The 25,665-nt window shown below is 63.1% G+C and carries 27 protein-coding genes and 1 tRNA gene; 22 read left to right on the top strand and 6 right to left on the bottom strand.

Translation table 11 applies throughout. From position 1 onward, the window contains the following. Nucleotides 1-27 precede the first annotated feature (27 nt). The 4 genes from CUV01_RS01905 to CUV01_RS01890 all read left to right on the top strand — a co-directional run bounded on the left by CUV01_RS01905 (nucleotide 28) and on the right by CUV01_RS01890 (nucleotide 5,445). Nucleotides 28-1,023, top strand: coding sequence for a 2-hydroxyacid dehydrogenase (locus CUV01_RS01905; protein ID WP_101458991.1), 996 nt, complete (start codon nucleotides 28-30; stop codon nucleotides 1,021-1,023). A 9-nt stretch (nucleotides 1,024-1,032) separates the two neighbouring features. Continuing rightward, nucleotides 1,033-2,460: an amidohydrolase gene (locus CUV01_RS01900; RefSeq protein WP_101458990.1), complete on the top strand. Its 1,428-nt coding sequence runs from the start codon at nucleotides 1,033-1,035 to the stop codon at nucleotides 2,458-2,460. Nucleotides 2,461-2,576: 116 nt separating this feature from the next. Further along, nucleotides 2,577-4,229: a long-chain-fatty-acid--CoA ligase gene (locus CUV01_RS01895; RefSeq protein WP_101458989.1), complete on the top strand. Its 1,653-nt coding sequence runs from the start codon at nucleotides 2,577-2,579 to the stop codon at nucleotides 4,227-4,229. Beyond that, entirely contained in the window at nucleotides 4,222-5,445 is a 1,224-nt protein-coding gene (locus CUV01_RS01890) for an NAD(P)/FAD-dependent oxidoreductase (protein ID WP_157994755.1), read from the top strand. The genes CUV01_RS01895 and CUV01_RS01890 overlap by 8 nt, the downstream gene beginning before the upstream one ends. A 22-nt stretch (nucleotides 5,446-5,467) precedes the next feature. Here the strand turns inward: CUV01_RS01890 and CUV01_RS01885 are convergent, their stop codons facing one another. Continuing rightward, entirely contained in the window at nucleotides 5,468-6,499 is a 1,032-nt protein-coding gene (locus CUV01_RS01885) for a mechanosensitive ion channel family protein (RefSeq protein WP_232962418.1), read from the bottom strand. Nucleotides 6,500-6,674: 175 nt separating this feature from the next. Between CUV01_RS01885 and cobO the strand changes: the two genes are divergently transcribed. The 3 genes from cobO (at nucleotide 6,675) to uvrB (ending at nucleotide 10,965) form a co-directional block, all read left to right on the top strand. Next, complete coding sequence (cobO, locus tag CUV01_RS01880; RefSeq protein ID WP_198731904.1) at nucleotides 6,675-7,289, top strand: cob(I)yrinic acid a,c-diamide adenosyltransferase; 615 nt, start codon at nucleotides 6,675-6,677, stop codon at nucleotides 7,287-7,289. Between the two features lie 199 nt (nucleotides 7,290-7,488). Further along, on the top strand, nucleotides 7,489-8,703 hold the full coding sequence (locus tag CUV01_RS01875; RefSeq protein WP_101458986.1) for an NAD(P)/FAD-dependent oxidoreductase: 1,215 nt from the start codon (nucleotides 7,489-7,491) through the stop codon (nucleotides 8,701-8,703). Between the two features lie 75 nt (nucleotides 8,704-8,778). Continuing rightward, complete coding sequence (gene uvrB / locus CUV01_RS01870; protein ID WP_101458985.1) at nucleotides 8,779-10,965, top strand: excinuclease ABC subunit UvrB; 2,187 nt, start codon at nucleotides 8,779-8,781, stop codon at nucleotides 10,963-10,965. 18 nt (nucleotides 10,966-10,983) lie between these two features. Here the strand turns inward: uvrB and CUV01_RS01865 are convergent, their stop codons facing one another. Both CUV01_RS01865 and CUV01_RS01860 read right to left on the bottom strand, forming a co-directional pair. Beyond that, a complete protein-coding gene (locus CUV01_RS01865; RefSeq protein ID WP_101458984.1) occupies nucleotides 10,984-11,241 on the bottom strand; it encodes an I78 family peptidase inhibitor in 258 nt (85 codons plus the stop codon). Nucleotides 11,242-11,319: 78 nt separating this feature from the next. Continuing rightward, nucleotides 11,320-11,634, bottom strand: coding sequence for an I78 family peptidase inhibitor (locus CUV01_RS01860; protein ID WP_101458983.1), 315 nt, complete (start codon nucleotides 11,632-11,634; stop codon nucleotides 11,320-11,322). A 117-nt stretch (nucleotides 11,635-11,751) separates the two neighbouring features. Here CUV01_RS01860 and CUV01_RS01855 point away from each other — a divergent pair, with 117 nt between their 5' ends. The 5 genes from CUV01_RS01855 to CUV01_RS01835 all read left to right on the top strand — a co-directional run bounded on the left by CUV01_RS01855 (nucleotide 11,752) and on the right by CUV01_RS01835 (nucleotide 13,606). Next, nucleotides 11,752-12,063 (top strand): ETC complex I subunit, encoded by a 312-nt coding sequence (locus tag CUV01_RS01855; RefSeq protein ID WP_101461793.1) that lies wholly within the window; start codon nucleotides 11,752-11,754, stop codon nucleotides 12,061-12,063. Nucleotides 12,064-12,083: 20 nt separating this feature from the next. Next, the gene (locus CUV01_RS01850; RefSeq protein ID WP_338418334.1) at nucleotides 12,084-12,515 is read left to right on the top strand and encodes a GNAT family N-acetyltransferase; all 432 of its coding nucleotides are present in this window, start codon (nucleotides 12,084-12,086) and stop codon (nucleotides 12,513-12,515) included. Between the two features lie 8 nt (nucleotides 12,516-12,523). Beyond that, on the top strand, nucleotides 12,524-12,880 hold the full coding sequence (locus CUV01_RS01845; RefSeq protein ID WP_157994754.1) for an MliC family protein: 357 nt from the start codon (nucleotides 12,524-12,526) through the stop codon (nucleotides 12,878-12,880). A gap of 52 nt (nucleotides 12,881-12,932) precedes the next feature. Further along, nucleotides 12,933-13,009 (top strand) — tRNA-Arg (locus tag CUV01_RS01840). A gap of 12 nt (nucleotides 13,010-13,021) precedes the next feature. Next, a complete protein-coding gene (locus CUV01_RS01835; RefSeq protein ID WP_101458980.1) occupies nucleotides 13,022-13,606 on the top strand; it encodes a nucleotidyltransferase family protein in 585 nt (194 codons plus the stop codon). Nucleotides 13,607-13,659: 53 nt separating this feature from the next. On the opposite strand, the gene CUV01_RS01830 is transcribed toward CUV01_RS01835, so the two are convergent. Then, complete coding sequence (locus CUV01_RS01830; protein ID WP_101458979.1) at nucleotides 13,660-15,030, bottom strand: aspartate aminotransferase family protein; 1,371 nt, start codon at nucleotides 15,028-15,030, stop codon at nucleotides 13,660-13,662. 93 nt (nucleotides 15,031-15,123) lie between these two features. Then, nucleotides 15,124-16,584: an NAD-dependent succinate-semialdehyde dehydrogenase gene (locus CUV01_RS01825; RefSeq protein ID WP_101458978.1), complete on the bottom strand. Its 1,461-nt coding sequence runs from the start codon at nucleotides 16,582-16,584 to the stop codon at nucleotides 15,124-15,126. 148 nt (nucleotides 16,585-16,732) lie between these two features. On the opposite strand from CUV01_RS01825, the gene CUV01_RS01820 reads away from it, so the two are divergent. Together CUV01_RS01820 and CUV01_RS01815 are read left to right on the top strand one after the other, a co-directional pair. Continuing rightward, a complete protein-coding gene (locus CUV01_RS01820) occupies nucleotides 16,733-17,005 on the top strand; it encodes a hypothetical protein (protein WP_101458977.1) in 273 nt (90 codons plus the stop codon). Nucleotides 17,006-17,018: 13 nt separating this feature from the next. Further along, nucleotides 17,019-17,231, top strand: coding sequence for a hypothetical protein (locus tag CUV01_RS01815; protein WP_101458976.1), 213 nt, complete (start codon nucleotides 17,019-17,021; stop codon nucleotides 17,229-17,231). Here CUV01_RS01815 and CUV01_RS01810 read toward each other — a convergent pair. Then, on the bottom strand, nucleotides 17,228-17,713 hold the full coding sequence (locus CUV01_RS01810) for an Lrp/AsnC family transcriptional regulator (RefSeq protein ID WP_101458975.1): 486 nt from the start codon (nucleotides 17,711-17,713) through the stop codon (nucleotides 17,228-17,230). The two genes, CUV01_RS01815 and CUV01_RS01810, sit on opposite strands and share 4 nt — an antisense overlap. Nucleotides 17,714-17,785: 72 nt before the next feature. Between CUV01_RS01810 and ehuR the strand changes: the two genes are divergently transcribed. The 8 genes from ehuR to eutC all read left to right on the top strand — a co-directional run bounded on the left by ehuR (nucleotide 17,786) and on the right by eutC (nucleotide 25,662). After that, complete coding sequence (ehuR, locus tag CUV01_RS01805; protein ID WP_101458974.1) at nucleotides 17,786-19,150, top strand: MocR-like ectoine utilization transcription factor EhuR; 1,365 nt, start codon at nucleotides 17,786-17,788, stop codon at nucleotides 19,148-19,150. A 238-nt stretch (nucleotides 19,151-19,388) separates the two neighbouring features. Further along, entirely contained in the window at nucleotides 19,389-20,552 is a 1,164-nt protein-coding gene (locus CUV01_RS01800; protein ID WP_198731862.1) for a TRAP transporter substrate-binding protein, read from the top strand. A 120-nt stretch (nucleotides 20,553-20,672) separates the two neighbouring features. Beyond that, complete coding sequence (locus CUV01_RS01795; protein ID WP_101461792.1) at nucleotides 20,673-21,281, top strand: TRAP transporter small permease; 609 nt, start codon at nucleotides 20,673-20,675, stop codon at nucleotides 21,279-21,281. Nucleotides 21,282-21,284: 3 nt separating this feature from the next. Further along, nucleotides 21,285-22,571 carry a TRAP transporter large permease gene (locus CUV01_RS01790; RefSeq protein WP_101458973.1) on the top strand — a complete coding sequence of 429 codons (1,287 nt, stop codon included), beginning with the start codon at nucleotides 21,285-21,287 and terminating at the stop codon, nucleotides 22,569-22,571. 11 nt (nucleotides 22,572-22,582) lie between these two features. After that, nucleotides 22,583-23,023: a universal stress protein gene (locus tag CUV01_RS01785; RefSeq protein ID WP_101458972.1), complete on the top strand. Its 441-nt coding sequence runs from the start codon at nucleotides 22,583-22,585 to the stop codon at nucleotides 23,021-23,023. A gap of 1 nt (nucleotide 23,024) precedes the next feature. Then, a complete protein-coding gene (locus CUV01_RS01780; RefSeq protein WP_101458971.1) occupies nucleotides 23,025-23,747 on the top strand; it encodes a maleate cis-trans isomerase family protein in 723 nt (240 codons plus the stop codon). Further along, a complete protein-coding gene (gene eutB / locus CUV01_RS01775) occupies nucleotides 23,741-24,694 on the top strand; it encodes a hydroxyectoine utilization dehydratase EutB (protein WP_101458970.1) in 954 nt (317 codons plus the stop codon). Before CUV01_RS01780 ends, eutB begins: the two co-directional genes overlap by 7 nt. Beyond that, a complete protein-coding gene (gene eutC / locus CUV01_RS01770) occupies nucleotides 24,691-25,662 on the top strand; it encodes an ectoine utilization protein EutC (RefSeq protein ID WP_101458969.1) in 972 nt (323 codons plus the stop codon). Before eutB ends, eutC begins: the two co-directional genes overlap by 4 nt. Nucleotides 25,663-25,665 lie beyond the last annotated feature (3 nt).

The following is a 25,665-nucleotide window of genomic DNA, read 5'->3' as shown; positions in this document are numbered from 1 at the left end:
TCACGACGTCGGTAAAGTGAGGTCAAGATGTCACCATCTTCGCGCGATCGTCTGCGGGTCACAGTCACACGACGGCTGCCCGAAGCGGTTGAAACCCGGATGAAAGAGCTGTTCGACGTCTCGTTGAATGAAACGGACCAGAAAATGACGCGCGACGAGCTGGCGACGGCAATGCGCGTGTCCGATGTGCTGGTGCCCACCGTTACCGACCAGATCGACGCGAACATGCTGGCCCAGGCCGGTGAACGGCTCAAGCTGATCTCGAATTACGGTGCAGGTGTTGACCATATCGACGTGCTCTCCGCCCGTCAGCGCGGCGTATTGGTCAGCAACACGCCCGGTGTCGTGACCGAGGATACCGCCGACATGACCCTGGCGCTGATCTTGGCCGTGACCCGCAGGATCCCCGAAGGTCTGGCCGAAATGCAGGCTGGCCGTTGGGGCGGTTGGGCGCCGACCTCGCATCTGGGCGGGCGTGTCGGTGGCCGTCGTCTGGGCATTCTGGGCATGGGACGGATCGGTCAGGCCGTGGCACGTCGCGCGAATGTGTTCGGGATGCAGGTCCATTATCACAACCGCAAGCGGCTGCGCCCCGAGGTCGAGGAAGACCTGCAGGCGACCTATTGGGAAAGTCTGGATCAGATGCTGGCGCGCATGGATATCATCAGCGTCAACGCACCCCATACGCCCGCGACCTTTCATCTGCTGAATGCGCGGCGGCTGAAACTGCTCAAGCCCTCGGCGGTGGTGATCAACACCTCGCGCGGTGAGGTGATCGACGAGAATGCCCTGACGCGGATGCTGCGCGCCGATGAGATCGCCGGTGCCGGTCTGGACGTGTTCGAACATGGCCACGAGATCAACCCGCGCCTGCGCGAACTGACCAATGTGGTGCTGCTGCCGCATATGGGCAGCGCGACGGTCGAAGGCCGGGCCGAAATGGGCGAGAAGGTCATCATCAATATCAAGACCTTTGCAGATGGCCACCGGCCGCCTGATCTGGTTGTGCCGGGAATGCTGTAAGGGGGCCTTATGCAAAATACGCAACCGATCTGGGATCATGTCGATGCCCATCGCGATGATCTGACCGGGCTGGCTGATCAGGTCTGGGCAACGCCTGAGCTGCTATACGGCGAATACGAATCCTGCGCCGCGCATACCGAGATGCTGCGCGCCAAGGGATTTCGCGTGACGGAAAACGTCACCGGCATTCCGACCGCCGTGATGGGCGAGGCGGGCGAGGGCGGTCCGATCATCGCCGTGCTGGGTGAGTATGACGCCTTGCCGGGATTGTCGCAGGTTGCCGGCATCGCAGAGCCGCGAGAGGTCGCGCCGGGCGGCAGCGGGCACGGCTGCGGGCATAATCTGCTGGGCTCGGCCGCGCTGCTGGCGGCCTGTGCGCTCAAGGACTGGCTGGCCGCGACCGGCACTCCGGGGCGCGTGCGTTATTATGGCTGCCCGGCGGAAGAAGGCGGCGCGGCCAAGACCTTTATGGTGCGCGACGGTGCTTTTGCCGATGTCGATGCGGCGGTGACGTGGCACCCCTATGATCTGACGCGGGTCGATGATCCGCTGAGTCTGGCCAATACCCGGATCGATTTTACCTTTACCGGGCTGTCGAGCCATGCCGCCATGAGCCCGCATCTGGGGCGTTCGGCGCTGGACGCGGTAGAACTGATGTCTGTCGGCGTGAACTATCTGCGCGAGCACATGGTGCAGGACGCGCGCATTCACTACGCCTATCTGGATGCCGGCGGATCGGCCCCCAACGTGGTGCAGGCCCGCGCAAAGGTGCGCTATTCGATCCGCGCATTGCATCTGGCCGAAATGCTGTCGCTGGTGGAACGGGTCAAGGATGTGGCGCGCGGTTCGGCGCTGATGACCGGCACGCAGGTCGAGTTTCAGATCTTCTCTGCCGTTTCCAACACATTGGAAAACCTGACGATCGACCAGGCCATGCAGCAGGCGCTGGATGAGTTGGGCGGCGTCCCGTTTGACGATGCCGATCGCGACTATGCCCGCGCCATTCAGGCAACCCTGTCGCCCGCCGATATCGCCACCCCGTACAGCACTGTCGCGATGGAGCCGCGCGAGGACGAGCCGCTTTGCGATTACGTCGTGCCGCTGCGGCCACGCGGCGAGGTGCTGGTCGGATCGACAGACGTGGCCGACGTGTCCTGGACGGTGCCCTTGTCAGAGGTGCTGGTCGCGACCCACGCCATCGGCTCGCCCGGACATAGCTGGCAGATCACCGCGCAGGGCAAGGCGCCGGCCGCGCATAAGGGCATGACCCACGCCGCGAAGGCGATGGCACGCTGCGCGCAGATGATGATCGCGGACCCCGCATTGCTGGAACGTGCGCAGGCAGAACATGCCGAGCGGCTGCGGAAAACGCCCTATCAGAACCCGATCCCGGCAGATGTCGCGCCACCCCTGGTGCCGCGCCCGGCATCTGCCTGACCGGCGCGCACCGGTCCGCGCCCGCAAGGTTTGCTTGATTTGATCAACGGGTGATTCCAGATTGGGATCAAGCCGGCCAGCCACGCGTGCCGGTTACACTGAGGGAGGAATTCGACATGATGGGTCTGATGATGCATCGCCCGCTGCTGGTCAGCGAGATTCTGGACTATGCAGCCGAGGTTCATCCTCTGGCCAGTGTCGTCTCGCGCACGGTCGAGGGCGATCTGCACCGCACCGACTATCCCACCCTTCGCAAGCGCGCGGTTCAACTGTCCTTTGCGCTGGAAAAGCTGGGCATCCGGATGGGCGATCGGGTGGCGACCCTTGCCTGGAACGGCTTTCGTCATCTGGAACTCTATTACGGGATTTCGGGGATCGGTGCGGTCTGCCACACGATCAACCCGCGCCTGTCGGCGGAACAGTTGATCTATATCGCCGGCCACGCGCAGGACCGTCTGATCTTTGCTGATCTGACCTTTGTGCCGGCGCTGGAAAAGCTGAAAGATCATCTGCCCTCTGATTTGCGCTACGTGATCATGACTGATCGCGCGCATATGCCCGAAAACAGCCTTGATGCGCTGTGCTATGAGGAATTGCTGGAAGGTCAGGACGACGACCGGCAATGGCCCGAATTCCCCGAGGATACGGCGGCGTCGCTGTGCTACACCTCGGGCACCACGGGCGAGCCAAAGGGCGCGCTTTATACCCACCGTTCCAATGTGCTGCATTCGCTGCAGGCGGGCGTCAGCGGGTTTGTCGTCGATATGGGCGAGGATGCGCGGATCCTGCCGGTTGTGCCGCTGTTTCACGTCAATGCCTGGGGGCTGCCCTACCTGGCGCCGATGATCGGGGCCGATCTGGTCTTTCCCGGCAGCGCGCTGGATGGCGACAGCCTCTATGACCTGATCGAAAGCGAAGGCGTGACAAGCGCCTGGGGCGTGCCGACCATCTGGCAGGGCTTGCAGGACGCCATCGACAAGCGCGGCGGCAAGCCGCCTTCGCTGCGCCAGATCGTCGTCGGTGGCAGCGCCGCACCGCGTGCCATGATCGAACGGTTCGAAAAGATGGGCATCCGGGTGAACCACGCCTGGGGGATGACCGAAATGAGCCCGATCGGCAGCCACGGATTTCTGCCCTGGCAGATCGCGGATGCCCCGTTCGAGGAGCGCATGGCCCGCAAGGCCATGCAGGGGCGGCGGGCCTACGGGGTCGATTTCAAGATCGTGGATGATAGCGGCAAGCGCCAGCCGCATGACGGCAAGTCCAAGGGCGAGTTGTATGTGCGCGGCAATAACGTTGTCAGCGGCTATTTCGACAATGAGGCCGCGACCGAAAAGGCGATGGATGCCGAGGGCTGGTTCGGGACCGGCGATGTCGCCTCGATCCGGCCCGATGGTTATCTGCAACTGCATGACCGCGCCAAGGATCTGATCAAATCGGGCGGCGAATGGATCAGTTCGATCGATCTGGAAAACATCGCGGCGGCTCATACCAAGGTGGCCAGCGCTGCGGTGATCGCCGTGTCCCATCCCAAATGGGATGAACGGCCGCTGCTGGTGGTGGTGGCCAGGGATTCCGACGATCTGCCCACGCTGGAGGAACTGCGCGACCTGATCGGTGAAAGCATGGCCAGCTGGCAATTGCCCGATGATCTGGTCTTTGTCGAGGCCATGCCGCTGACGGCCACCGGCAAGATCAGCAAGCTGACCCTGCGCGAAAGCCTGTCGGATTATGTCCACCCCGAACTGCGCGGCGAGGGGAATGGCTGAAACCCTTGTCCTTGGCGCGGGCATCGTCGGGGTCTGTACGGCATTGGCGCTGCAGGTGCGCGGCCATGCTGTCACCCTGATCGACCGCAAGGCGCCGGGGCAGGAAACCAGCTTTGGCAATGCCTGCATCATCCAGTCCGAAGCGGTCGAGCCCTATCCGATGCCGCTGGCACCGCGCGCGCTGTGGGCAATCGCCACCGGGCGCGGCAATGATGTGCGCTGGTCGCTGCGCGGTCTGATGGCGCAGGCGGGGCCGCTGATCGGCTATGCCCGCCATTCGCGCCCGGCGGCCCATGCCCGTGCCATCGCCGTCTATCGACGGCTGATCCCGGATGCTTGCAAGGCACATGCGCCGCTGATCCGTGCGGCGGGCGCGGATGATCTGATCCGCCGCGATGGGTATCTGGAACTGTTCCGCAGCGCGCAGGGGTTTGACGGCGGGCAGGTGATGGCCGCGCGTTTCCGTGACCGCTACGGCGTGGGCGCGCGGGTGCTGGACGGCGCCGAACTGCGCGCGCTTGAGCCCTCGGTCACCGCCGATCTGCCGGGCGCTGTGCATTGGACCGACAGTTGGACCGTGACCGACCCGGCCCAACTGACCGCGCGCTATGCCGGAGCGCTCACGTCGCGCGGGGGGCGGATCTTGCAGGGTGACGCGATGGCACTGCACCGCGTAGGCGCCGCCTGGCGTCTGGAAGGACCGACGCCAGTGCAGGCCGAACATGCGGTGGTGGCGATGGGGCCGTGGTCGGCGCCGATGGTGGCGCGCTATGGGTTGCGGGTGCCGCTGCTGCTCAAGCGTGGTTATCACCGTCATTTGCGCCCGGAACGGATGCCGCATCGTCCGTTGGCCGATCTGGAAAACGGCATCGTGCTGTCGCCCACGCGCGACGGTTTGCGGCTGTGCAGCGGCGCAGACCTGTCGGCCCGACCCGCGGCGGATCCGGTGCAACTGCGCGTCGGCATGAGAGCCGCGAGCGAACTGCTGGGGCCCATGAGCGCCGCTGCCGGTCCGATCTGGACCGGGCGTCGCCCCTGCATGCCCGATATGCTGCCGGTTGTCGGCGCTGTTCCGGGGCAGCCGGGGCTTTGGGCGCAGTTCGGCCACGGTCATCACGGGCTGACGCTGGCCGCCGTTACCGCAGATATCCTGGCGGATCAGATGGATGGCGGCGAGACGTGGCCCGAACTGTCGCCCGCGCGGCTGATGGGCTGAGATGGACCTGGCCTAGCCTCTGCTATTCGTCGCGCGCCGGCTTTTGGTCTGCTTGCTCTTTCTCGGCCTCGGCCATCTTTTCACGATTTTTCTCGCGTGCAGCGCGGGCCTCGTCATCGACTTCGCGGCGCGACCGGGGCGGGTTTTTGCCTGCGGGCCAGCCTTCGCGCTGGTTGCCGCGCTTGCCGTCGGTTTCCTCGGTCTGATCGTGAAACAGCATGACATTGGTCGGGTAGGGCATGTCGATGGCGGCCTCGTCCAGCGCGTTTGACACGGCGCGGATGACGCGGGCATGGGTGTGAACCACCGAGGACCGCTGCGGCTGCGTCCACCAGCGGATGCGCACGGTCAACTGGCTGGCATCAATGCCCCAGGGCAGAACTTCGGGGGCGGGGTCGGCCTCGACGCCCTCCAGACCGGAAATGGATGTCAGGATCGCATCGCGGGCCTCATCCCAGTCATCGGCATAGCCAATCCCGACATCATATTGCGAGCGACGCTTGTCATAGGCGGTATTGACCACCAGTGCTGCGGTATAGACGTCGCTGTTCGGTATCACCACGCGGCAATTGTCATAGGTGCGGATCGTGGTGGCGCGGGTCTGGATATCTTCGACCGTGCCTTCATAACCTGCGGCCTCGATCTGGTCGCCGACCTTGAAGGGACGATGCAGCAGGATCAGCACACCCGACAGGATGTTCTGCAGAATGTCCTTGAAGGCGAAGCCGATGGCGACCGACCCGATGCCAAGACCGGCCAGCATGTCGCCGGGTTTCAACGAAGGCAGCACGATGGTCATGGCCAGCAGAAACGTCAGGATAAGAATCCCCCAACCGATCAGCGAGCCGCCGACATTGGCAAGCGCCGGTCTGCCGCGCTTGCGCAGGGTCTTGCGGATCGACCACATCACCAACCAGGAAATGCCCCAGCCGATCAGCAGCACGATCGACGCGGCGATCAGGTTGGGGATCAGCGTGATGAACCCGTTGATCCAGCCCTGCAGCTTGCCGAAAAGGCCGCCGATATTGGCGTCCAGTTGAGAGATTTGATCCATTGTTTCCCCGTCGTTCCGGGCCTTCGGCCTCGGTTTCCCGCCTATTAATCATAAGTGCTGCCAAATGGTTCCCGCAAATGCCGATCCTGTGACACGGGCCTGTGACACGGGGTTTCGTATTGCGAACCGCTGTGCCACTGTTTTCAGGCAAGGCAGAGGGGACGAAATGACCGATATCAGTGACGCAGACCAGCGCCATACGGAAAAGATGCAGCGCATCCAGACCGCACGCAAGAAGATGATGGCCAGCAAGCAGGGCGGCGAAAAGGGCCTGATCATCGTCCATACCGGCAATGGCAAGGGCAAGTCGTCCTCGGGTTTCGGGATGATCATGCGCGCCATCGGCCATGATATGCCCTGCGCCGTCGTGCAGTTCATCAAGGGTAACTGGGACACGGGCGAAAAGCGCATACTGACCCGCCATTTTGCCGATCAGTGTCAGTTCTACACCATGGGCGAGGGCTTTACCTGGGACACGCAGGATCGCCAGCGTGATATCGCCGCGGCCACCGCCGCCTGGGAAAAGGCCAAGGATCTGATCCGCGACCCCAACATCGCGCTGGTTCTGCTGGACGAGATCAACATCGCCATTCGCTACGATTATCTGGACCCCGATGAGGTCGCCGATTTCCTGCTGACCGAGAAACCGCCGATGACCCATGTCGTGCTGACGGGTCGCCACGCCAAGCCGGTGCTGATCGAGGCCGCCGATCTGGTCAGCGAGATGACCGAGGTCAAGCACCCGTTCAAATCGCAGGGAATCGTCGCGCAAAAAGGGGTGGAATTCTAGGGCCAGCCTGCCAGAAATCCGCCACCATTGGGTTTTGGGGCGGGTAACCGCGCCCTTAGTTCGAAGAAATTTGCGTGATTTTTGTGGTGATCGGTGAGATCTTGCGAATTTTGGAAAGAACACCGCAGAAATCTTAATTTTTCTTGCTGTCTCGCGACGAATTCTGCATCTGTCGCGCAATATTCGGGCGGAGGTAGCTATGGCAGAGATTCTGGTACTTGGGGCAGGGATGGTTGGTGTCAGCACCGGGCTTGCCCTGCAGGCGCGTGGGCATCAGGTCACCATCATCGACCGCACCGCGCCGGGGCGCGAGACCAGCTATGGCAATGCCGGTCTGATCCAGACCGAGGCGGTAGAACCCTATGCGATGCCGCTGGCGCCGGGCGCGCTGATGCAGATTGCCCTGGGTCGTGGCTATGACGTCAAGTGGAACATCCCCGGCCTGCTGTCGCAGGCGCATGCGGTTCTGACCTATGCAAAGAACTCGCTGCCGGCGGCGCATAAGCGCGCCTCGCTAACCTGGGGCAAGCTGATCCGCCAATCGACCGAACGCCACGGTCCGCTGATCGAGGCGGCGGGGATCGGCAATATTATCCGCAAGGACGGCTATATCGAACTGCACCGGACACCCAAGCGCATGGACAAGGCGCGCAAGGTGGCCGAACGATTCCTGACCGAATTCGGGGTCGAGGCGACCTTGCTGGACGGCAAGCAACTGGCTGCGCTGGAACCTTCGGTCAAGATCGAGGTTGAGGGCGCAACGCATTGGTCTGACAGCTGGAATTGCGCTGATCCAGGTGCGCTGGTGGCGGCCTATGCGGCGCTGTTCCAGAAACGCGGCGGCATCGTGCTGGTGGGCGACGCGGGCGATTTGCACCGTGCGGGCAAGGGCTGGCAGGCTGATGAGGGCGAGGGCGAACATGCCGTCATCGCGCTTGGCCCCTGGTCACCGATGCTGCTGGCGCGCTATGCGCTGAACGTGCCGATGGTCTACAAGCGCGGCTATCACAAGCATTACCATATGGAACGCCCGCCCAATCACCCGATCGCCGATTTTGGCAATTCGGTGGTGATGTCCCCCATGCGTCGCGGCCTGCGCATCGCCACCGCTGCCGAACTGACACCGCATCCGCGCATGTCGCCGCCGCAGTTGAAGCATGGTGAAGAGGCGGCGAAAGAGCTGTTCGATATCGGCGCCCCGGTCGAGGCCGAACCCTGGACCGGCCGTCGCCCCTGCATGCCTGACATGCTGCCGGTGGTGGGGCGTGTGCCCGACCATGAAAACCTGTGGGCGCATTTCGGCCACGGCCATCAGGGCTTTACCCTTGGTCCCGTCACCGCCGAAATTCTGGCCGACGAGATGGATGGCGGTGCTGGATGGGATGCGTTGCAGCCCGGGCGTTTGAAGAAATGAACCAAGTCGCGCTGCTGACGCAATCGGTCAGCAGCGCCGCTTGACTTTCACCGCCGCGCGCCCAACTTGAGCCGCATGGCCCACAACAACTCCAACGCGCCCGTCGCGCGCTTTCCCGAAGTCAGTCGCCCCAAACTCGAGGGCGGGCGGCGCTTTGTGCTGGCCAGCGAATTCAGCCCCGCGGGCGATCAGCCGACCGCGATTGCCGAACTGACGGCTGGCGTGAATGAGGGCGAGCGCGATCAGGTGCTGCTGGGCGCCACGGGCACGGGCAAGACCTATACCATGGCCAAGGTGATCGAGGCGACGCAGCGCCCGGCGATCATCCTTGCGCCCAACAAGACGCTGGCGGCGCAATTATACGGCGAATTCAAGGGTTTCTTTCCTGACAACGCGGTCGAGTATTTCGTCAGCTACTACGATTACTACCAGCCCGAGGCTTACGTGGCCCGCAGCGATACCTATATCGAGAAGGAATCGCAGATCAACGAGGCCATTGACCGGATGCGCCACAGCGCCACCCGGGCGCTGCTGGAACGCGATGACGTGATCATCGTGGCCTCTGTCAGCTGCATCTACGGCATCGGCTCGGTCGAGACCTATTCGGCGATGACGCAGGATATGGTCGTCGGCGACAGCTATGATCAGCGCGAATTTCTGGGACAGTTGGTGGCGCAGCAATACCGACGGCTGGACGCCAGCTTTCAGCGCGGCGGGTTCCGGGTGCGCGGCGATCTGGTCGAGGTCTGGCCCGCCCACCTCGAAGATCGTGCGTGGCGGTTCGATTTTTTCGGCAATGAGCTTGAGGCGATCACCGAATTCGACCCGCTGACCGGGCAAAAGACCGATAATTTTAAACAGATCCGCATTTATGCCAACAGCCACTATGTGACCCCGCGCCCGACGATGCAGCAGGCGGTCAAGGGCATCAAACAGGAACTGATCCTGCGGTTGAAGCAGTTTCAGGACGAAGGCAAACTGCTGGAAGCACAGCGGTTGGAACAGCGCACCAATTTCGATCTGGAGATGCTGGAGGCCACCGGCGTCTGCAACGGGATCGAGAACTATTCGCGTTATCTCACTGGCCGCGCACCGGGCGAGCCGCCCCCCACATTGTTTGAGTTTATCCCGGACAACGCCATTGTTTTCGCAGATGAATCGCATGTCAGCGTGCCCCAGATCGGCGGCATGTATCGCGGTGACTTTCGGCGCAAGATGACGCTGGCGGAGCACGGGTTCCGCCTGCCAAGCTGCATGGATAACCGCCCGCTGAAGTTCGAGGAATGGGACGCAATGCGCCCGCAATCGGTCTTTGTCAGCGCGACGCCCAAGGAATGGGAATTGGATCAGACCGGCGGTGTGTTTACCGAACAGGTGATCCGCCCCACCGGGTTGCTGGATCCGCAGGTGGAAATCCGCCCCGTCGAAATGCAGGTCGACGATCTGCTGGACGAGGTGCAGCGCGTCACTGCCGCCGGGATGCGGACGCTGGTCACCACGCTGACCAAGCGCATGGCCGAGGATCTGACCGAATACATGCACGAACAGGGCATCAAGGTCCGCTATATGCACAGCGATATCGACACGATCGAACGGATCGAGATCCTGCGCGACCTGCGGCTTGGGGCTTTTGACGTGCTGATAGGGATCAACCTGCTGCGCGAGGGCCTGGATATTCCCGAATGCGGGCTGGTGGCGATTCTGGATGCCGACAAGGAAGGCTTCCTGCGCTCGGAAACCTCGCTGATCCAGACCATCGGACGCGCCGCGCGGAATGCCGATGGCCGGGTGATCCTCTATGCCGACAAGATGACGGGCAGCATGGAACGCGCGATTGCCGAGACCAACCGCCGCCGCGAAAAGCAGCACGCCTATAACGTCGAACACGGCATCACACCGCAGACCGTGCGCAAAAATGTCGAGGATGTTCTGGCAGGGCTGTGGCAGGGCGATACCGATCAGTCGCGGATCACGGCCAAGATCGACAAGCCGCTGGTCGGGTCGAATTTGCAGGCGCATCTGGATGCGTTGCGCGCGCAGATGCGCAAGGCGGCCGAGAACCTCGAATTCGAGGAAGCCGCCCGAATGCGCGACGAGGTCAAGCGGTTGGAAGCCGTCGATCTGGCTGTCTCGGATGATCCGCTGGCGCGGCAATCAGCCATCGAGGCGGCGGCGGATGCGGCGGTCAAGTCCTCGGGCCGGTCCTCTGCTGGCCGGGCCGGGCAGCGCGGTGGCAACAAGCGCTCCAAGCGGCGGCACTAAGCCATGTCAGCGCGGCGCTTAGCCGCAGGTCACCCGTGCGATCCAGCCCTTGTCATCGACAAAGACGTTCAGACGGTCGGGGCTGAAGTCTTCGTTATAGGCGGTGTTCGGTGGAATGATGCGGTGGGTCAGGCCCGAGGGCAGGGTCACGGCGCCGATATTGCTGCCGACGAGTGACTGGTAGCTGTCATCGCAGGTGGCCGGCGGCGGGGGCGGAACCGGCTGGCAGGCGGCCAGCCCCAGCAGGCCCAGGGTGGTAAGGGTGATGCGTTTCATCGCGTTGGTCCCGTGCAATTGTGATCAGCGGCAGTTTAACACCGCCGCCGATCAACCCGAAATCACAGGCCTGTCGGGTCAGCCGCAGCTGACCTTGACCAGTTTGCCCGTGCGGTCATACTCAAAGTTCAGCCGGGATGGGTTCAGGTCCATCGTGACCGGATCGCCGGTGCGATAATCCCGGAACACACTGCCAGAGGGCAGGCTGATCTGTGGCGAGGTCTGCCCGATATACTGCTGATAGGCCGCTGCACCACAGCTGTCATCGGCAGTCGGCGCCGGCGTTTCATCGACGATCAGAACCTCGACATTGGGCGGCGAGGGTGGTGGCGGCGCGCAGGCGGCAAGCGCCAGCGGAATTGCGATCAGGCACAGGTTGCGTGTGGCTATCATGGTATCCTCCTCTGGGTGACGCAAGGTCAACGCCCTGACACGGCAGATCGTTTCCGGGGGCTTGATCCGGCCGCCTGCTTTGGCGATAACATGCCGACACCGCTTGAAGGAGCCGCCATGCGCGCCCGCATCTATCAGCCTGCCCGTAACGCCATGCAATCGGGCAATGCCCGCAGCAAGAACTGGGTGTTGGAGTTCCCGCCGGCTGACGCGCGCGAGATTGATCCGCTGATGGGATGGACCAGCAGCGACGATACGCAAAGTCAGGTCCGTCTGCGGTTCGACACCCGCAAGCAGGCCGAGGAATACGCCCGTTTCCGCGGGATCGAGGTGACGGTGGTCGACCCGCATGGCCGCGCCCCCAAGATCCGCGCCCGTGGCTATGGCGAGAATTTCGCGACCGATCGCCGCGCGCCATGGACGCATTGACGATAACGCGTGAAAGCCCCTTGACCGACGATCTGACGCTGCTGTTTCAGCGCCACGCGGCCGAAATGCAGTCCCAGACACCCGCCGAATCGATCCATATGATGCCACGCGCTGACCTGGACAGGCCCGAGATCGCCTTTTACGTCCTGCGCGAAGAGGGCCGGCCCGTGGCAATGGGGGCCATCAAGACCATCGCCAAAGGTCATGGCGAGATCAAATCCATGCATGTCCTGCGCGAAAATCGGGGCCGTGGCCTGTCGCGAATGCTGCTGGATCATCTGCTTGGCCACGCAGGAACCACGGGACTGTCGCGCTTGTCGCTGGAAACCGGGGCGCAAGAGGCGTTCGGCGCGGCGCGCGGCCTCTATTCACGCGCAGGCTTTGCCGAATGCCCGCCATTTGGCAGCTACCGTCCCGATCCGCACAGTATTTTCATGACCCGCGATTTGTGAGGCGAACCATGTCGATTTACCGACTGTCCTTGTTGCTTACCTGCCTGGCCGCCCCGGCTGCCGCAATGTCGCCGCGCGAGGCGACGCCTGAACTTTTGCCCGTGACCTATCGATGTGATGGGGGCGTGAGCGTGCCGGTTGTCTTTCTCAACCCGCCGCAATCGGATGCGGGCTATGCCTCGACGGTGATCGACGGCAAGCTGATGGTGCTGACGCTGGTTCGCTCCGCCTCGGGCGCGCGCTATCGCAGCGATCAGACCGCGCCGGGCTATCAGATCTGGGTCAAGGGCGACGAAGCAATGATCACCAAGGGGCCCGAGACGGCAGACACACCCGTTGCCCAGGGTTGCCGCGTCGCCGACTAGCTGATCGCGCTGCTTGCGCCTGACCGCCCGATCACGCAAAAGGCGGCAATACGGTCCCGTAGCTCAACTGGATAGAGCAGCCGACTTCTAATCGGCAGGTTGAGGGTTCAAGTCCTTCCGGGATCGCCAAAGGATCACGATATGTCCATCTCTGCGCCGCCACCTGCCGATGTCACCGCGCTTTTGCTGGCGGCGGGGGCGTCGCGTCGTTTTGGCGATGACAACAAGCTGCTGGTGCCGTTTCGGGGCAAGCCGCTGGTGGGCCATGCCGCGCAGGCCTTGCGGGATCTGCCACGGATCCGCCTGATCGCGGTCATCACCGATCCGCAAACCGCGCCCTATCTGGACGGATTCGAGGTGATCCGCATCGCGCAGGGTCAGCAATCCGACAGCTTGCGGGCGGGGCTTGCCGCAGCCGGTGCCCCGGCGCGCATTCTGATCGTTCTGGGCGACATGCCGAACGTTACGCCGGGGCTGCTTGCCGATGTCATGGCAGCCTGCACCGATGAGATGCCATCGGCCAGCCGCGATCTGACCGGCCCGCCAATGCCGCCCGCCTGTTTTCCGCAAAGCTGGGTGCCAAGAATTGCGGCGCTCGGCGGTGATCAGGGGGCGGGTCGTCTGATCCGTGACCTGCCAGCCGGGGCACTGATCGACGCGCCCGGTCTGTTGGGGGATGTTGATACGCTGGACCAGTTGTCCAGAATGGAGAAAGGGGCAGGCTGATCGCCCGCCCCCTATTGCATTGATCCGATCGTGTGGGGCCCGCCCCGGCTGATTTAGCCCAGAACCTCGGCAATCGAGTCCTTCGTCACCGAGACGATTTGATCGGCTTCGGCTTTCGTCAGGCACAAAGGCGGCGCAAAGCCCAGGATGTCGCCTTGCGGCATGGCGCGCGCGATGACCCCGCGCTTCAGCATCGCGGCGACGACCTTGGCGCCCTTGCCATCGGCGGCATCGAAGAACTGGCGTTTGTCACGGTCTGCGACCAGTTCGACCGCGCACAGCATCCCCTCGCCGCGCACCTCGCCGACATTGGCGTGCTCGCCCACGGCCTCGCGCATGGTCTGCACGAAATAGGCACCCGTCTCGCCCGCGTTCTTTACCAACCCCAGATCGTCGATCAGTTTGAGGTTGGCAATGCCGGCCGCCGCCCCGATCGGATGTGCGGAATAGGTCCAGCCATGGCCAAGCACGCCATATTCGTCGGTGCCCTTGGTCAAGACATCCCACATGCGCTGCCCGACGATACTGGCCGACAGCGGTGCATAGGCGCTGGTCAGGCCCTTGGCGCTGGTGATCAGGTCGGGCTTCATGCCGTAGTGATCGCTGCCGAACATCGACCCAAGACGGCCAAAGCCGGTGACGACCTCATCGGCGATCAGCAGGATGTCGTGGCGGTCCAGCACCTTCTGGATCGCGGGCCAGTAACCGGCGGGCGGCGGCACGATGCCGCCAGTGCCCAGAACCGGCTCGCCAATGAAGGCGGCGATGGTGTCGGCCCCTTCGGCTGCGATCAGTTCCTCCAGCTTGGCGACGCAATGGGCGGTGAAATCGGTCTCGCTCATCGCCAGATCGGGGCGGCGATAATAATAGGGCGCCTCGGTATGGATCACCTGCGTCAGCGGCAGATCGAATTTCTTGTGGAACAGTTCCAACCCGGTCAGGCTGCCGGTCATCAGCCCAGAGCCGTGATAACCACGCCAGCGGCTGATGATCTTTTTCTTTTCGGGGCGGCCAAGGATATTGTTGTAATACCAGATCAGCTTGATGTTGGTTTCATTCGCGTCCGAGCCGCCAAGCCCGAAATAAACCCGCGCCATGCCTTCTGGCGCGCGGTCCATGACCATTTTCGACAGCGTGATGTTCGCCTCGGACCCGTGGCCGGCATAGGCGTGGTAATAGGCCAGCTCGCGCGCCTGTTCGGCGATGGCTTCGGCGATTTCCTGACGGCCATAGCCGACGTTCACGCAATAGAGCCCGGCAAACCCGTCCAGCAGGCGGTTGCCGTCACGGTCGGTGATGAACACACCCTCGCCACCGGTGACGATGCGCTGCGGCGCCTCGCCGCGCGCGAATTGGCCCAGATTGGTCGAGGGGTGGAAAAAATTCTCGCGGTCCCATTTCGCCAGTTCGTCATTGGTCAGCATCTTGTTGTTCCTTCTTCTTTTGTCGCGCTCCGGGTGGGCAGTGCCTCTGTGTTCCGGGCCGGGTTTTCCATATGGCGGCAGGTCAATCGCAACTCATCCCCAGTCGCGACAGACATATTTGATTTCGGTAAAGGCCTCCAAGCCCTGCCTTGCGCCTTCGCGGCCAATTCCGGACTGCTTCATCCCGCCAAACGGGATCGGCGCGCCGGTGACCTTGGTGCGGTTCACCGCGACCATGCCGTATTGCAGCGCCCGTGTCAGGCGATAGATGCGGCGCGGATCAAGGCTGTGGACATAGGCCACCAGCCCGTATTCGCTGGCATTGGCGCGCGCGATCACCTCGTCCTCGTCGTCAAACACGCTAAGCGCTGCGACGGGGCCAAATGTTTCCTCGCGCATGATCGCGGCGTCATCGGTCACATCTGCCAGCACGGTCGGCTGGAAGAACAGCGGGCCCTGGTCTGTGGCGACCTTGCCTCCGGTCAGCAGACGCGCACCTTTGGCGACCGCGTCATCCACATGGGACTGCTGTTTTTCGATCTGGCGATCGTGGATCAGCGGGCCGATATCGGGGTCGCTCATGCCCGCACCAAGCGTCAGCTTTTCGACCGCCGCCGTAAAGCGCGCGCAAAAATCTTCATAGATCGGCCGGTGGATGTAAAAGCGGTTCGCGCCCAGACAATCCTGCCCCGAGGTCGCGAATTTCGCCTTGATCGCCTCGGCCACGGCGCGATCCAGATCGGCGCCCTTGAAGACGATAAACGGCGCATGCCCGCCCAGTTCCAGCACCAGACGTTTCACCGTCTCGGCGGATTGACGATAAAGCAACCGCCCGACTTCGGTCGAGCCGGTGAAAGACAGCGCCCGCACCCGTGCATCACCGGTCCATTCGCCAACGATGGTGGCGGCATCGCCGATCACCGTATTGACCACGCCGTCGGGGAAGCCGGCGCGCTGTGCCAGCACCGCCAGCGCCAGTGCCGATAGGGGCGTTTCAGCCGAAGGGTGAATGACCATGGTGCAGCCCGCGCCCAATGCGGCGGCGGCCTTGCGGGTGATCATGGCGCAGGGAAAGTTCCACGGTGTGATCAGCGCGGCGACGCCCACGGGTTCGCGCCACAGTTCCATTTCCGCATCGGCCAGATGGCTGGTGACGCCTTCGATATTCGGGCGCAGCGCCTCTTCGGCGTAGAATTGCACGAAGCTGGCGGCATAGTCGATTTCGCCGCGCGCCTCGCTGATCGGTTTGCCCTGTTCAGCCACCATGATGCGCGCAAGGTCTTCCTTGGCCTCGATGATCAGCGCGTGCCAGCGGTGCAGGATATCGGCGCGGTGTTGGGGCAGGGTGACGGACCACCCGGCAAAAGCGGCCTGTGCGGCATCCACCGCATCGCGCGCGCTCGTGGCATCGCTGATCGCCACCTGCGCGACCAGATCACCGGTGGCGGGGTCGCGCACGGCCAGACGGCCATTGCCAGGGAAATCGCCCTGATCGGTCAATAGCGCCCGATCGGTCAGGCGGTCGACCAAGCGGTCGGAAAGATCATCAAGCATTGCGCACCTCCGTGTTCGGGATGGAAGATGCGCGGTCTCGCGCAGGCGATTTCGCTAAAGGTGGCGGCGCGGGCAGAGGAATCCTCTGTTTATCGTCGGTTGGCCGGCATATCTTTCCGCAGGTCTGTGCAGTGTCGCGGATGGTGTTGTGAAAGAGATCTTTCTGGAAACGCGACTGGAGGCATCGCCAAGCCGGATCTGGGCCGAGGTGAACAGGCCCCAACTGTTGCGCTATGTCGCCCGACCGCTGGTCATGGTCAAGCCGCACGATCCTTCAGCAGTTGCTGAACGCTGGCACTCGCGCGTTTACGTCGTCGGGTTGTACCTGTTTGGTGTTCTGCCTTTTGGACGTCAGGTTATCGGCCTCTCGCGGCCTGTCGCGGCCAGACGCGCAGGGCGCGCGGCAATTTCTGCTGGATGATGGGCACAGCCCAATGATCCGCCGTTGGACGCACCTGATTTCAGTCGAGCCGACGGGTGACGGCACGCTATCCAGCGACCATGTAGAGATCGACGCAGGGATTCTGACGCCCTTCATCGCCGCGTTTGCCCATTGGTTTTCCGGGCACCTACAAAAGCGATGGCGCAAGCTGGTGGCGGTTGGTTTCAGCGATGGCGAGGCCCAGGACCAGCCAAAAGCTCGCTAGCGCGTCACATCCAGCAAGGCGGTAACCGGCGGCATTTCCTTGACCGGCTTGGTCACGATATAGCTGAAATACCGACGCACGCCGGCGCGGCTTTCCAGCAGCCCGTCCATCAGATCCTGAAACGCGGCCACATCGCCCGCGATCACCTGCATCAGATAATCATAGCCGCCGCCAATGGCCCAGCACCCGACGACCTGATCCATCCGCGCGACAACCCGTTCGAATGTCTGAAAATTCTCCGCCTTGTGGCTGTCCAGTTCGACCGTGACAAAGACCTGGACATGAGGGCCAAGTGCTGCCAGGTCGATTTCGGCGCGATACCCACGGATCAGGCCAGCTTTTTCCAGCCGCTTCATCCGCTCCCAGCAGGGGGTAGGGGACAGGTTCACGCGGGCGGCCAGATCGGTCTTGGCGATCCGGCCCTCGCGGGCCAGAACCGCCAGTATGGCAATGTCGCGTTCATCGAGGCGAGGCTGGGTCATGCGTCGCTTGTTTCCGCAGCCCGCGGTTTTGTCAATCTGGACAAGGGGCCGTCTACAGGTGAATCTGTGCCAATGTCGCATTGGCCCCTGAGACGAGAAGATATCACCCGCCCGGCCTATCGCAGCCTTGCACAGGCGATGGCGGCGGCGATTGACGCCGGCAGCTTGCGGTCGGGCGACCGACTGCCACCGCATCGCGATCTGGCCTATCAGCTGGGCCTGTCGGTGCAGACTGTCAGCCGCGCCTATGAGGAACTGATCCGCGCCGATCTGATCTCGGGGCAGGTCGGGCGTGGCAGTTTCGTAAAGTCGGGGCCGCGTGAAACAGTCGAGGTGCCATGGTTTCGCGCACCCGCCGATCGTCCACCCATCGACATGTCGATGATGACCCCGGTGCGGCTGCCGCTGATTGCACAGGCCTGGCGTGACAGCCTGCACCGCGTGGCCGACCGGATGCCGGATCCCGCGATGTATTCCTTTCGGCCGCGCCAGACCATGGCGCTTTATGGCGGCATGGCGGCAAGCTGGCTGGCGCGTTGCGGCATGGTGGTGCCGGCGCAGCGGATCCTGATCACCAATGGCAACACCACCGCGATGCAGGTCGCGCTGATGAGTGCGGGCGAGCCGGGCGACGAAATCGCGACCGAAAGCTCGACCTGTCACACGCTGGCCCCTGCCTGCCGTTATTTGCATCTGCGCCTGCGCGGCATTGCCGGCGACGCGCGCGGCATGTTGCCCGATGCGCTGCGGGCCGCGGCGCGCAGCGGCCGGGTTACCGCGGTGTTTCTGCTGCCCTCGGGCGCCGGCCCCTTTGCCCGCATCATGGACCGCGAGCGGCGCGAGGAACTGGCACTGGCGGCCCGCGAAACAGGGCTGACGATCATCGAAAACGATGCGTTGGGGCCGCTTTCGCCGCGTCGCCCGCCGCCCGTCAGCAGCTTTGCGCCTGATTGCAGCTTTTATTTCACGGGGCTGTCGAAATCGCTGTCGCCGGGGCTGCGGCTGGGCTTTCTGACCATGCCAGAATCGCTGGCCGAGCGGGCGCTGAACCGGCATCAGGCGATGGCGTGGATGGCCACGCCGCTGATGGCCGAGATCGCGTCTGACTGGATCGACAGTGGCATGGCCGATGATCTGTTGGCGGCTCAGCGCGTCGAACTGGCGATACGCAACCGGCTGGCGCAGCGCATCCTTGGGGCAGAAGCGACCGGTTTTCCGCATGGTTTGCACCGCTGGCTGCCCCTGCCGCCCGGTATCGACGAACAGGACATCATTCATCGCGCCCTGCGCGAGGACGTGGCGCTGGCGCCGGGATCGGGATTTTCGGTCATTGATTCCGTCGCCGCGCTGCGGATTTGTCTTGGCGGCCCCGATCTGCAAGAGCTGGAGCGCGGATTGAACGTGGTGGCGCGGTTGGTATCGCCGCCGCGGCATTAGTCAGCGCAGAGCGCGAAAAACCCGCATCCTGGGCACTTTATCAAGCATTGCTGGCGATAGACTGTGTCGAGTTGTTTGACAGCCGCCGCCCAGATTGTCATGATTTAATACATAAATTGACACGGAAAGAAGTTGCTCCGAAAGCTTGGAACAGCCAGTGCCGCGCGAAAACGTGCGGCGCATCAAATTGATCGGTCGGGCGTTGTTGATGCCCAGATCGGCGACAACAGGAGATGACATGACCTACAAGACACTCACTGCCGCCAGCCTTACCGCCCTGATGCTGGGCTCGGGTTTGGCGCAGGCCGATACGTGGCGCTATGCGTTCGAAGAGGCGATGGAAGAGGTTCAGGGCAAATTCGCCCAGAAATTCAAGGAAGAGGTCGAGGCCAATTCCGATCACGAAGTGCAGCTTTTCCCCTTTGGCACGCTTGGGGAAAGCGCCGACATCATGGAGCAGGCTCAGTCCGGCATCCTGCAATTCGTTGACCAGTCGCCAGGCTTTACCGGCGCGCTGATCCCCGAGGCGCAGGTGTTCTTTGTGCCCTACCTGCTGCCCGCCGATCAGGATCAGCTTTTCGCGTTCTTCCGCGAATCCAAGGCGATCAACGAGCTGTTCCCGCCGCTTTACGCCGAGCAGGGTCTGGAACTGCTGACGATGTTCCCCGAGGGCGAGGTCATGATGACCACGACCGGCCCGGTCACCGACCCGGCTTCGCTGAACGAGGTCAAATTCCGGGTGATGACCAATCCGCTGCTGGTCGAAAGCTATCAGGCATTTGGCGCGACGCCGACGCCGCTGCCATGGGGCGAGGTCTACGGTGCGCTGCAGACGGGCATCATTCAGGGTCAGGAAAACCCGGCCTTCTTCATCGAATCGACCAAGATGTATGAAGTGACCGACCACATCACGCGGGCAGGCCACAACAACTTCACCACCGCAGTGATGGCCAATCAGGAATTCTTCGAGGGCCTGCCCGACGAGGACAAGCAGGTTGTCCAGAACGCGATCGACGTGGCCTTCGATTATATCCTGGAATATCAGGATGGCCTGACCGAAGAGTCGCTGGCCAAGATCCAGGAAGCCAAGCCTGACATGACCATCACCACCCTGACCGAGGAACAGCGCGCGCCCTTCAAGGCGACCGCAGAATCGGTCGAAGCCGAGTTCCTGAACATCGGTGGCGAGCAGGCGCAGGCCATTCTGGACCAGATGAAAGCCGACGTTGATGCCGCAAGCGGCGGTGCTGGTGATGATATGGCTGCCGAAGGCGAAGCCGCCGAAGGTGACGATATGGCCGCCGAAGGCGAAGCTGCAGAAGGCGAAGAGGCCACCATGGACGAAGAGCCCATGGAAGGCGACGAAGCTGCCGACGCAGAGGCAGCGCCCGCAAGCAACTAAACCCATCCGAAAGGGCCCGGCCGCTTTGGTCGGGCCCCTTCTTTTCACGGACGCAACGGCGCATGAGGGACAGCGGCCATGACGTTGGATGACAAGCGGGCTCCGGATCCTGATCCGGACATGATCGCTGCGGCCGAAACGCCCAGCCTCGACGACGATATCGACGATTCCAAATATGTCTCGGGGCTGCCGGGCATCCTTGGTGTCATCGACGTGGTCATCGCCAAGATCGAAGCGTTCCTTCTGGCTGCTGGCGTGTTGCTGATGGCAGCGAACACGGTGGCCAATGTGGTTGGACGCTATCTGCTGGGCGAGAGCATCTTCTTTTCCGAAGAACTGAACCAGGCGCTGATCATCCTGATCACCTTCGCCGGCATTTCCTATGCCGCGCGCCATGGCCGCCACATCCGCATGTCTGCCTTTTTCGACGCAATGCCGTTTCGGATGCGCAAGACGATGATGATCATCATCTCGGGCATCACCGGTGCGATGATGCTGCTGCTGTGCTGGTATTCGGTCGATTACCTGATGGCGCAGATGGGCAGGGGCCGGCTGTTGCCGGCGCTGCAGATCCCGCAATGGTGGATCATCGTCTGGGTGCCGCTCGGGTTTTTCCTGACCGGCCTGCAATACATGCTGACCACCGTGAAGAACATGATCGACAAGGATATCTGGCTGTCGACGAGCACGCTGGAAGGCTACGACGATACCCGCGAAGAGGAGGTCTGATCCATGGCTGCAACCATTTTCGGCATCATGATCGTCCTGCTGCTGCTGGGCTTTCCGATGATGATCCCACTGCTGGCCGGTTCGCTGATCGGCTTTGTCATGCTGTTCGGTGGCTTTGGTCAGTTGGACACGATGGTCCAGCAAATTCTGGCCGGGATCAGGCCCGCCAGTCTGATCGCCGTGCCGATGTTCATCTTTGCCGCCGACATCATGACGCGCGGGCAATCGGCCAACCGGCTGATCGACCTGGTGATGGCCTTTGTGGGGCATCTCAAGGGCGGTCTGGCCGTGTCGACCGCAACCGCCTGTACGCTGTTTGGCGCGGTGTCGGGCTCCACTCAGGCAACGGTTGTTGCCGTTGGTGGCCCGCTGCGCCCGCGCATGTTGAAGGCCGGCTACAAGGACAGCTTTGTGCTGGCGCTGATCGTCAACGCATCCGACATCGCCTTTCTGATCCCGCCCTCCATCGGCATGATCATCTATGGCGTTGTGTCGGGCACTTCGATTTCGGAACTGTTCATCGCGGGCATCGGGCCGGGTCTGCTGATCCTGTTCCTGTTCTCGGTCTATTCCTACTTCTACGCCGTCCGCCACAATGTGCCGACCGAACCCAAGACCAGCTGGCCTGAACGCGGCAAGGCCGTGCGCTCGGCGCTGTGGCCATTGGGCTTTCCGGTCATCATCGTCGGCGGCATCTATGGCGGCATCTTTTCCCCGACCGAGGCGGCCGCGGCCTGTGTGCTCTATGCGCTGATCCTCGAGATGATCGTGTTTCGCGAAATGGACGTGAAAACCCTGTGGTCCACCGCCAAATCGACGGGGCTGATCACCGCCGTCGTCTTTATTCTGGTGGGCGCGGGCGCTGCGTTTTCCTATGTCATCAGCTTTGCGCAGATCCCGCAGGCCATTCTGGGCGGCATCGGCATTGACCAGATGGGGCAATATGGCGTGCTGTTCACCATTTCGGTCGCGTTTTTCATTGGCTGCATGTTCGTGGACCCGATCGTCGTGATCCTGATCCTTGTGCCGATCTTTGCGCCAGTTGTGGCAGATGTCGGGCTGGACCCGGTGCTGGTCGGGACGATCATCACCCTGCAGGTCGCCATCGGTTCGGCCACGCCACCGTTTGGTTGCGATATCTTCACCGCCATCGCGGTCTTCAAACGGCCCTATGCCGAGGTGGTCCGGGGCACGCCGCCCTTTATCATGATGCTGCTGTCGGTGTCGGTGGCGCTGATCTTCTTTCCGCAAATCGCGCTGTTTTTGCGTGATCTCGCGTTCAATAAATAAGGGGGCGCAACATGTTTGAACGCATATTGGTGCCCTATGATGGGTCGGTCGGGGCCGAAAGGGCGCTGGAAAAGGCGTCCGCGCTGGCCAAGCTGACGGGCGCGGCGCTGACCATCCTGACCGTCTATCGCCATCACGCCATGCTCGAGGCATCGCTGTCCATGGTGCGCGGTGCGTCTCAGCCAGGGCATCTGGACGACGCGATGCGCGGGGCGGCGCGTGATGCCGCCGACTATGCCAAGAGCCATGCCAAGGACGCCGGCGTCGAGAATGTCAGCGCCTTCATCAAGGCCGGTCAGCCCGCCCGTACAATCATCGCCTTTGCCAAGGAAAAGGGCCACGACCTGATCGTGGTCGGCTCGCGCGGATTGGGCAGCACCGAAGGCTATCTGCTGGGGTCCGTCAGCCATAAGGTCACTGGCCTTGCGGACTGTCCTGTGATGGTCGTCTGACATGCAGTCAGATCTGCTGCAGTCCGATCCGGTCGTGCGGTTCGGGTTGATTGCACTGGCAACCGACATGACGACCGAGGGCGACGCCGCCATGCTGATGCCCGCGGGCACGCGGCTGCACACCACACGGATCGCCTTTGACAACCCGACCACGCCCGACAATCTGCGCGCCACCGGGCCGCGTCTTCGCGATGCCGCCAGCTTGCTGGTGCCCGATGTGCCACTGGCGGGGATCGGTTTCGCCTGCACCTCGGCTGGTGCGGTGCTGGGCGATGATCTGCCGTCACTGCTGGGCGACAATCGCGCCCCGATCAGCACACCGGCGGGCGGTGCGGTGCGGGCCTTGCGGGCGCTTGGTCTGGACCGGATCGCGCTGATGACACCCTATCTGCCCCAGACCGCCGTGCCGGTGGCGGATTACTTTGCGCAAAATGGCGTCGCACTGGTCAGCCAGAACTCGATGGGTTTCGAGGATGATCGGGACATGGCGCGGCTGACCGATCAGGCAATGATTGACGCGGTGCTGGCCGCCGATCACAGTGATGCTCAGGCGCTGTTCATGTCCTGTACCGCCTTGCCCGCCCTGCGCGTCGTCCCTCGGCTGGAGGCGATGCTGGGCAAGCCGGTGCTGACGTCGAATCTGACGCTGTTCTGGGCCATGCTGGATCAGGCCCGGCTGCCGATGGCTGGCCCCTATTCTTTAACGAGGTGCCGCACATGGTGACATTAGACGATATTCGGGCCGCAAAGGATCGCATCCAGGGGCTGGTCCGCGAAACGCCGTTCAAGCCGTCTGCCAGCCTGTCGCGACAGGCTGGTGTGCCGGTCTGGCTGAAATGCGAACATCAACAGATCACCGGCTCGTTCAAACTGCGCGGCGCCAGCAATGCGGTGGCGCGTCTGGGCAAGGTGGCGGGTGTGACAACCGCCTCGACCGGCAACCATGGCCGCGCGCTGGCCCATGCTGCGCGCGAACAGGGCATCCCGGCTGTGATCTGTGTCTCGCGCCTTGTGCCGCAAAACAAACTGGATGCGATTGCCGATCTGGGTGCCGAGGCGCGCGTGATCGGCGCCAGTCAGGACGAGGCCTTCCAGGAGGCGCGGCGGTTGCAACGCGAAGAGGGCTTTGCGCTGATCCCGCCCTTCGACCATGCCGATGTGATCGCCGGGCAGGGGACACTGGGGCTAGAGATCCTGACGCAGATCCCCGATGCCGCAGTTCTGGCGATCCCGCTGTCCGGTGGTGGTTTGCTGGCCGGGGTGGCCGCTGCCGTCCGCGCGCTGCGCCCCGATATCGGCATCATCGGCATCAGCATGGAGCGCGGCGCGGCCATGGCCGCCAGCCTTGATGCAGGCCAGCCTGTCGAGGTCGAAGAGCAAGAGACGCTGGCCGACAGTCTGGGTGGCGGCATCGGCCTGAAAAACCACCTGACCTTTCCGATGGTGCGTGATCTGGTCGACGAGGTGATCCTGCTGACCGAGGCCGAGATCGCGGCAGGCATTCGCCAATTGTCGGTTGCGGATGGCGAAATGGTCGAGGGCGCGGCCGCGGTCGGTGCAGGTGCGGTGATCGCCGAAAAGCTGACCGCCAAGGGACCGCTGGTGCTGATCCTGTCAGGTGCCAATATCGACCCCAGCCGCCACGCCGCCATCGTCCGGGGGGAAACATGAGTGACGAGACCCTGATCCTGAACGAAGACCAGTTGCGCGCCCGCGTCTATCTGGACGCCGCATTGATCGATGTGATCGAAAACGCCTTTGCCCTGCTGGCTGCGGGCGATGTGGTCATGCCGCCGGTGCTGTCGATGCATCTGCCCGATGTGAATGGCGAGGTGGATGTGAAAACCGCCTATGTGCCGGGGCTGCCGGGCTTTGCGGTCAAGATCTCGCCCGGCTTTTTCGACAATCCGTCGCGCGGGCTGCCCTCGACCTCGGGGCTGATGGTGGTGCTGTCGGCCGAGACGGGGCGGGTGCGTGCGGTGCTGCTGGATAACGGTTACCTGACCGATCTGCGGACGGCTGCGGCGGGTGGTGTTGCGGCCCGCCATCTGGCCCGTGCGGATGCGGCGCGCGTCGCCATCTTTGGCGCCGGTCTGCAGGCGCGGATGCAGTTGCAGGCATTGCGGCTGGTTCGCCCGATCACCGAGGTTGCCATCTGGGCACGCGATCCGGACAAGGCGCGCGCGCTGGCCGCTGAACTGGACGGCGAGGGCGGTTTGTCCGTGCGCGCCGAGGCTGATCCTCAGCAGGCCGCCGCCGGCGCCGACATCATCGTCACCACCACGCCGGCCAGCCAGCCCATCCTGCGGGCGGAATGGCTGCAACCCGGGCAGCACGTTACCGCCATGGGCAGCGACCAGCCCGGCAAGAACGAGTTGGACCCGCTGTGTCTGGACCGCGCCGATCTGTATGTCGCCGACCGGCTCAGCCAGACGCAGGCCATGGGCGAACTGCGCGCCGCGCTGTTGGCGGGATTGTTCGCGCCGCCGCTGGATTTTCCCGAACTGGGCCAGATCATCTCTGGCGCCGCGCCCGGGCGCACCGGGACCGATCAGATCACCATCGCAGACCTGACCGGCACCGGCATTCAGGACACCGCCATCGCCAGCCATGTGCTGACGATCTTTTCGCAAGGATAAGTC

The sequence above is a fragment of the Paracoccus tegillarcae genome, assembly GCF_002847305.1.
In the GTDB taxonomy this organism is placed as follows: Bacteria; Pseudomonadota; Alphaproteobacteria; order Rhodobacterales; family Rhodobacteraceae; genus Paracoccus; species Paracoccus tegillarcae.
Note: the sequence above shows the minus strand (reverse complement) of the source record. Positions and strands in the feature narration are given on the sequence as shown.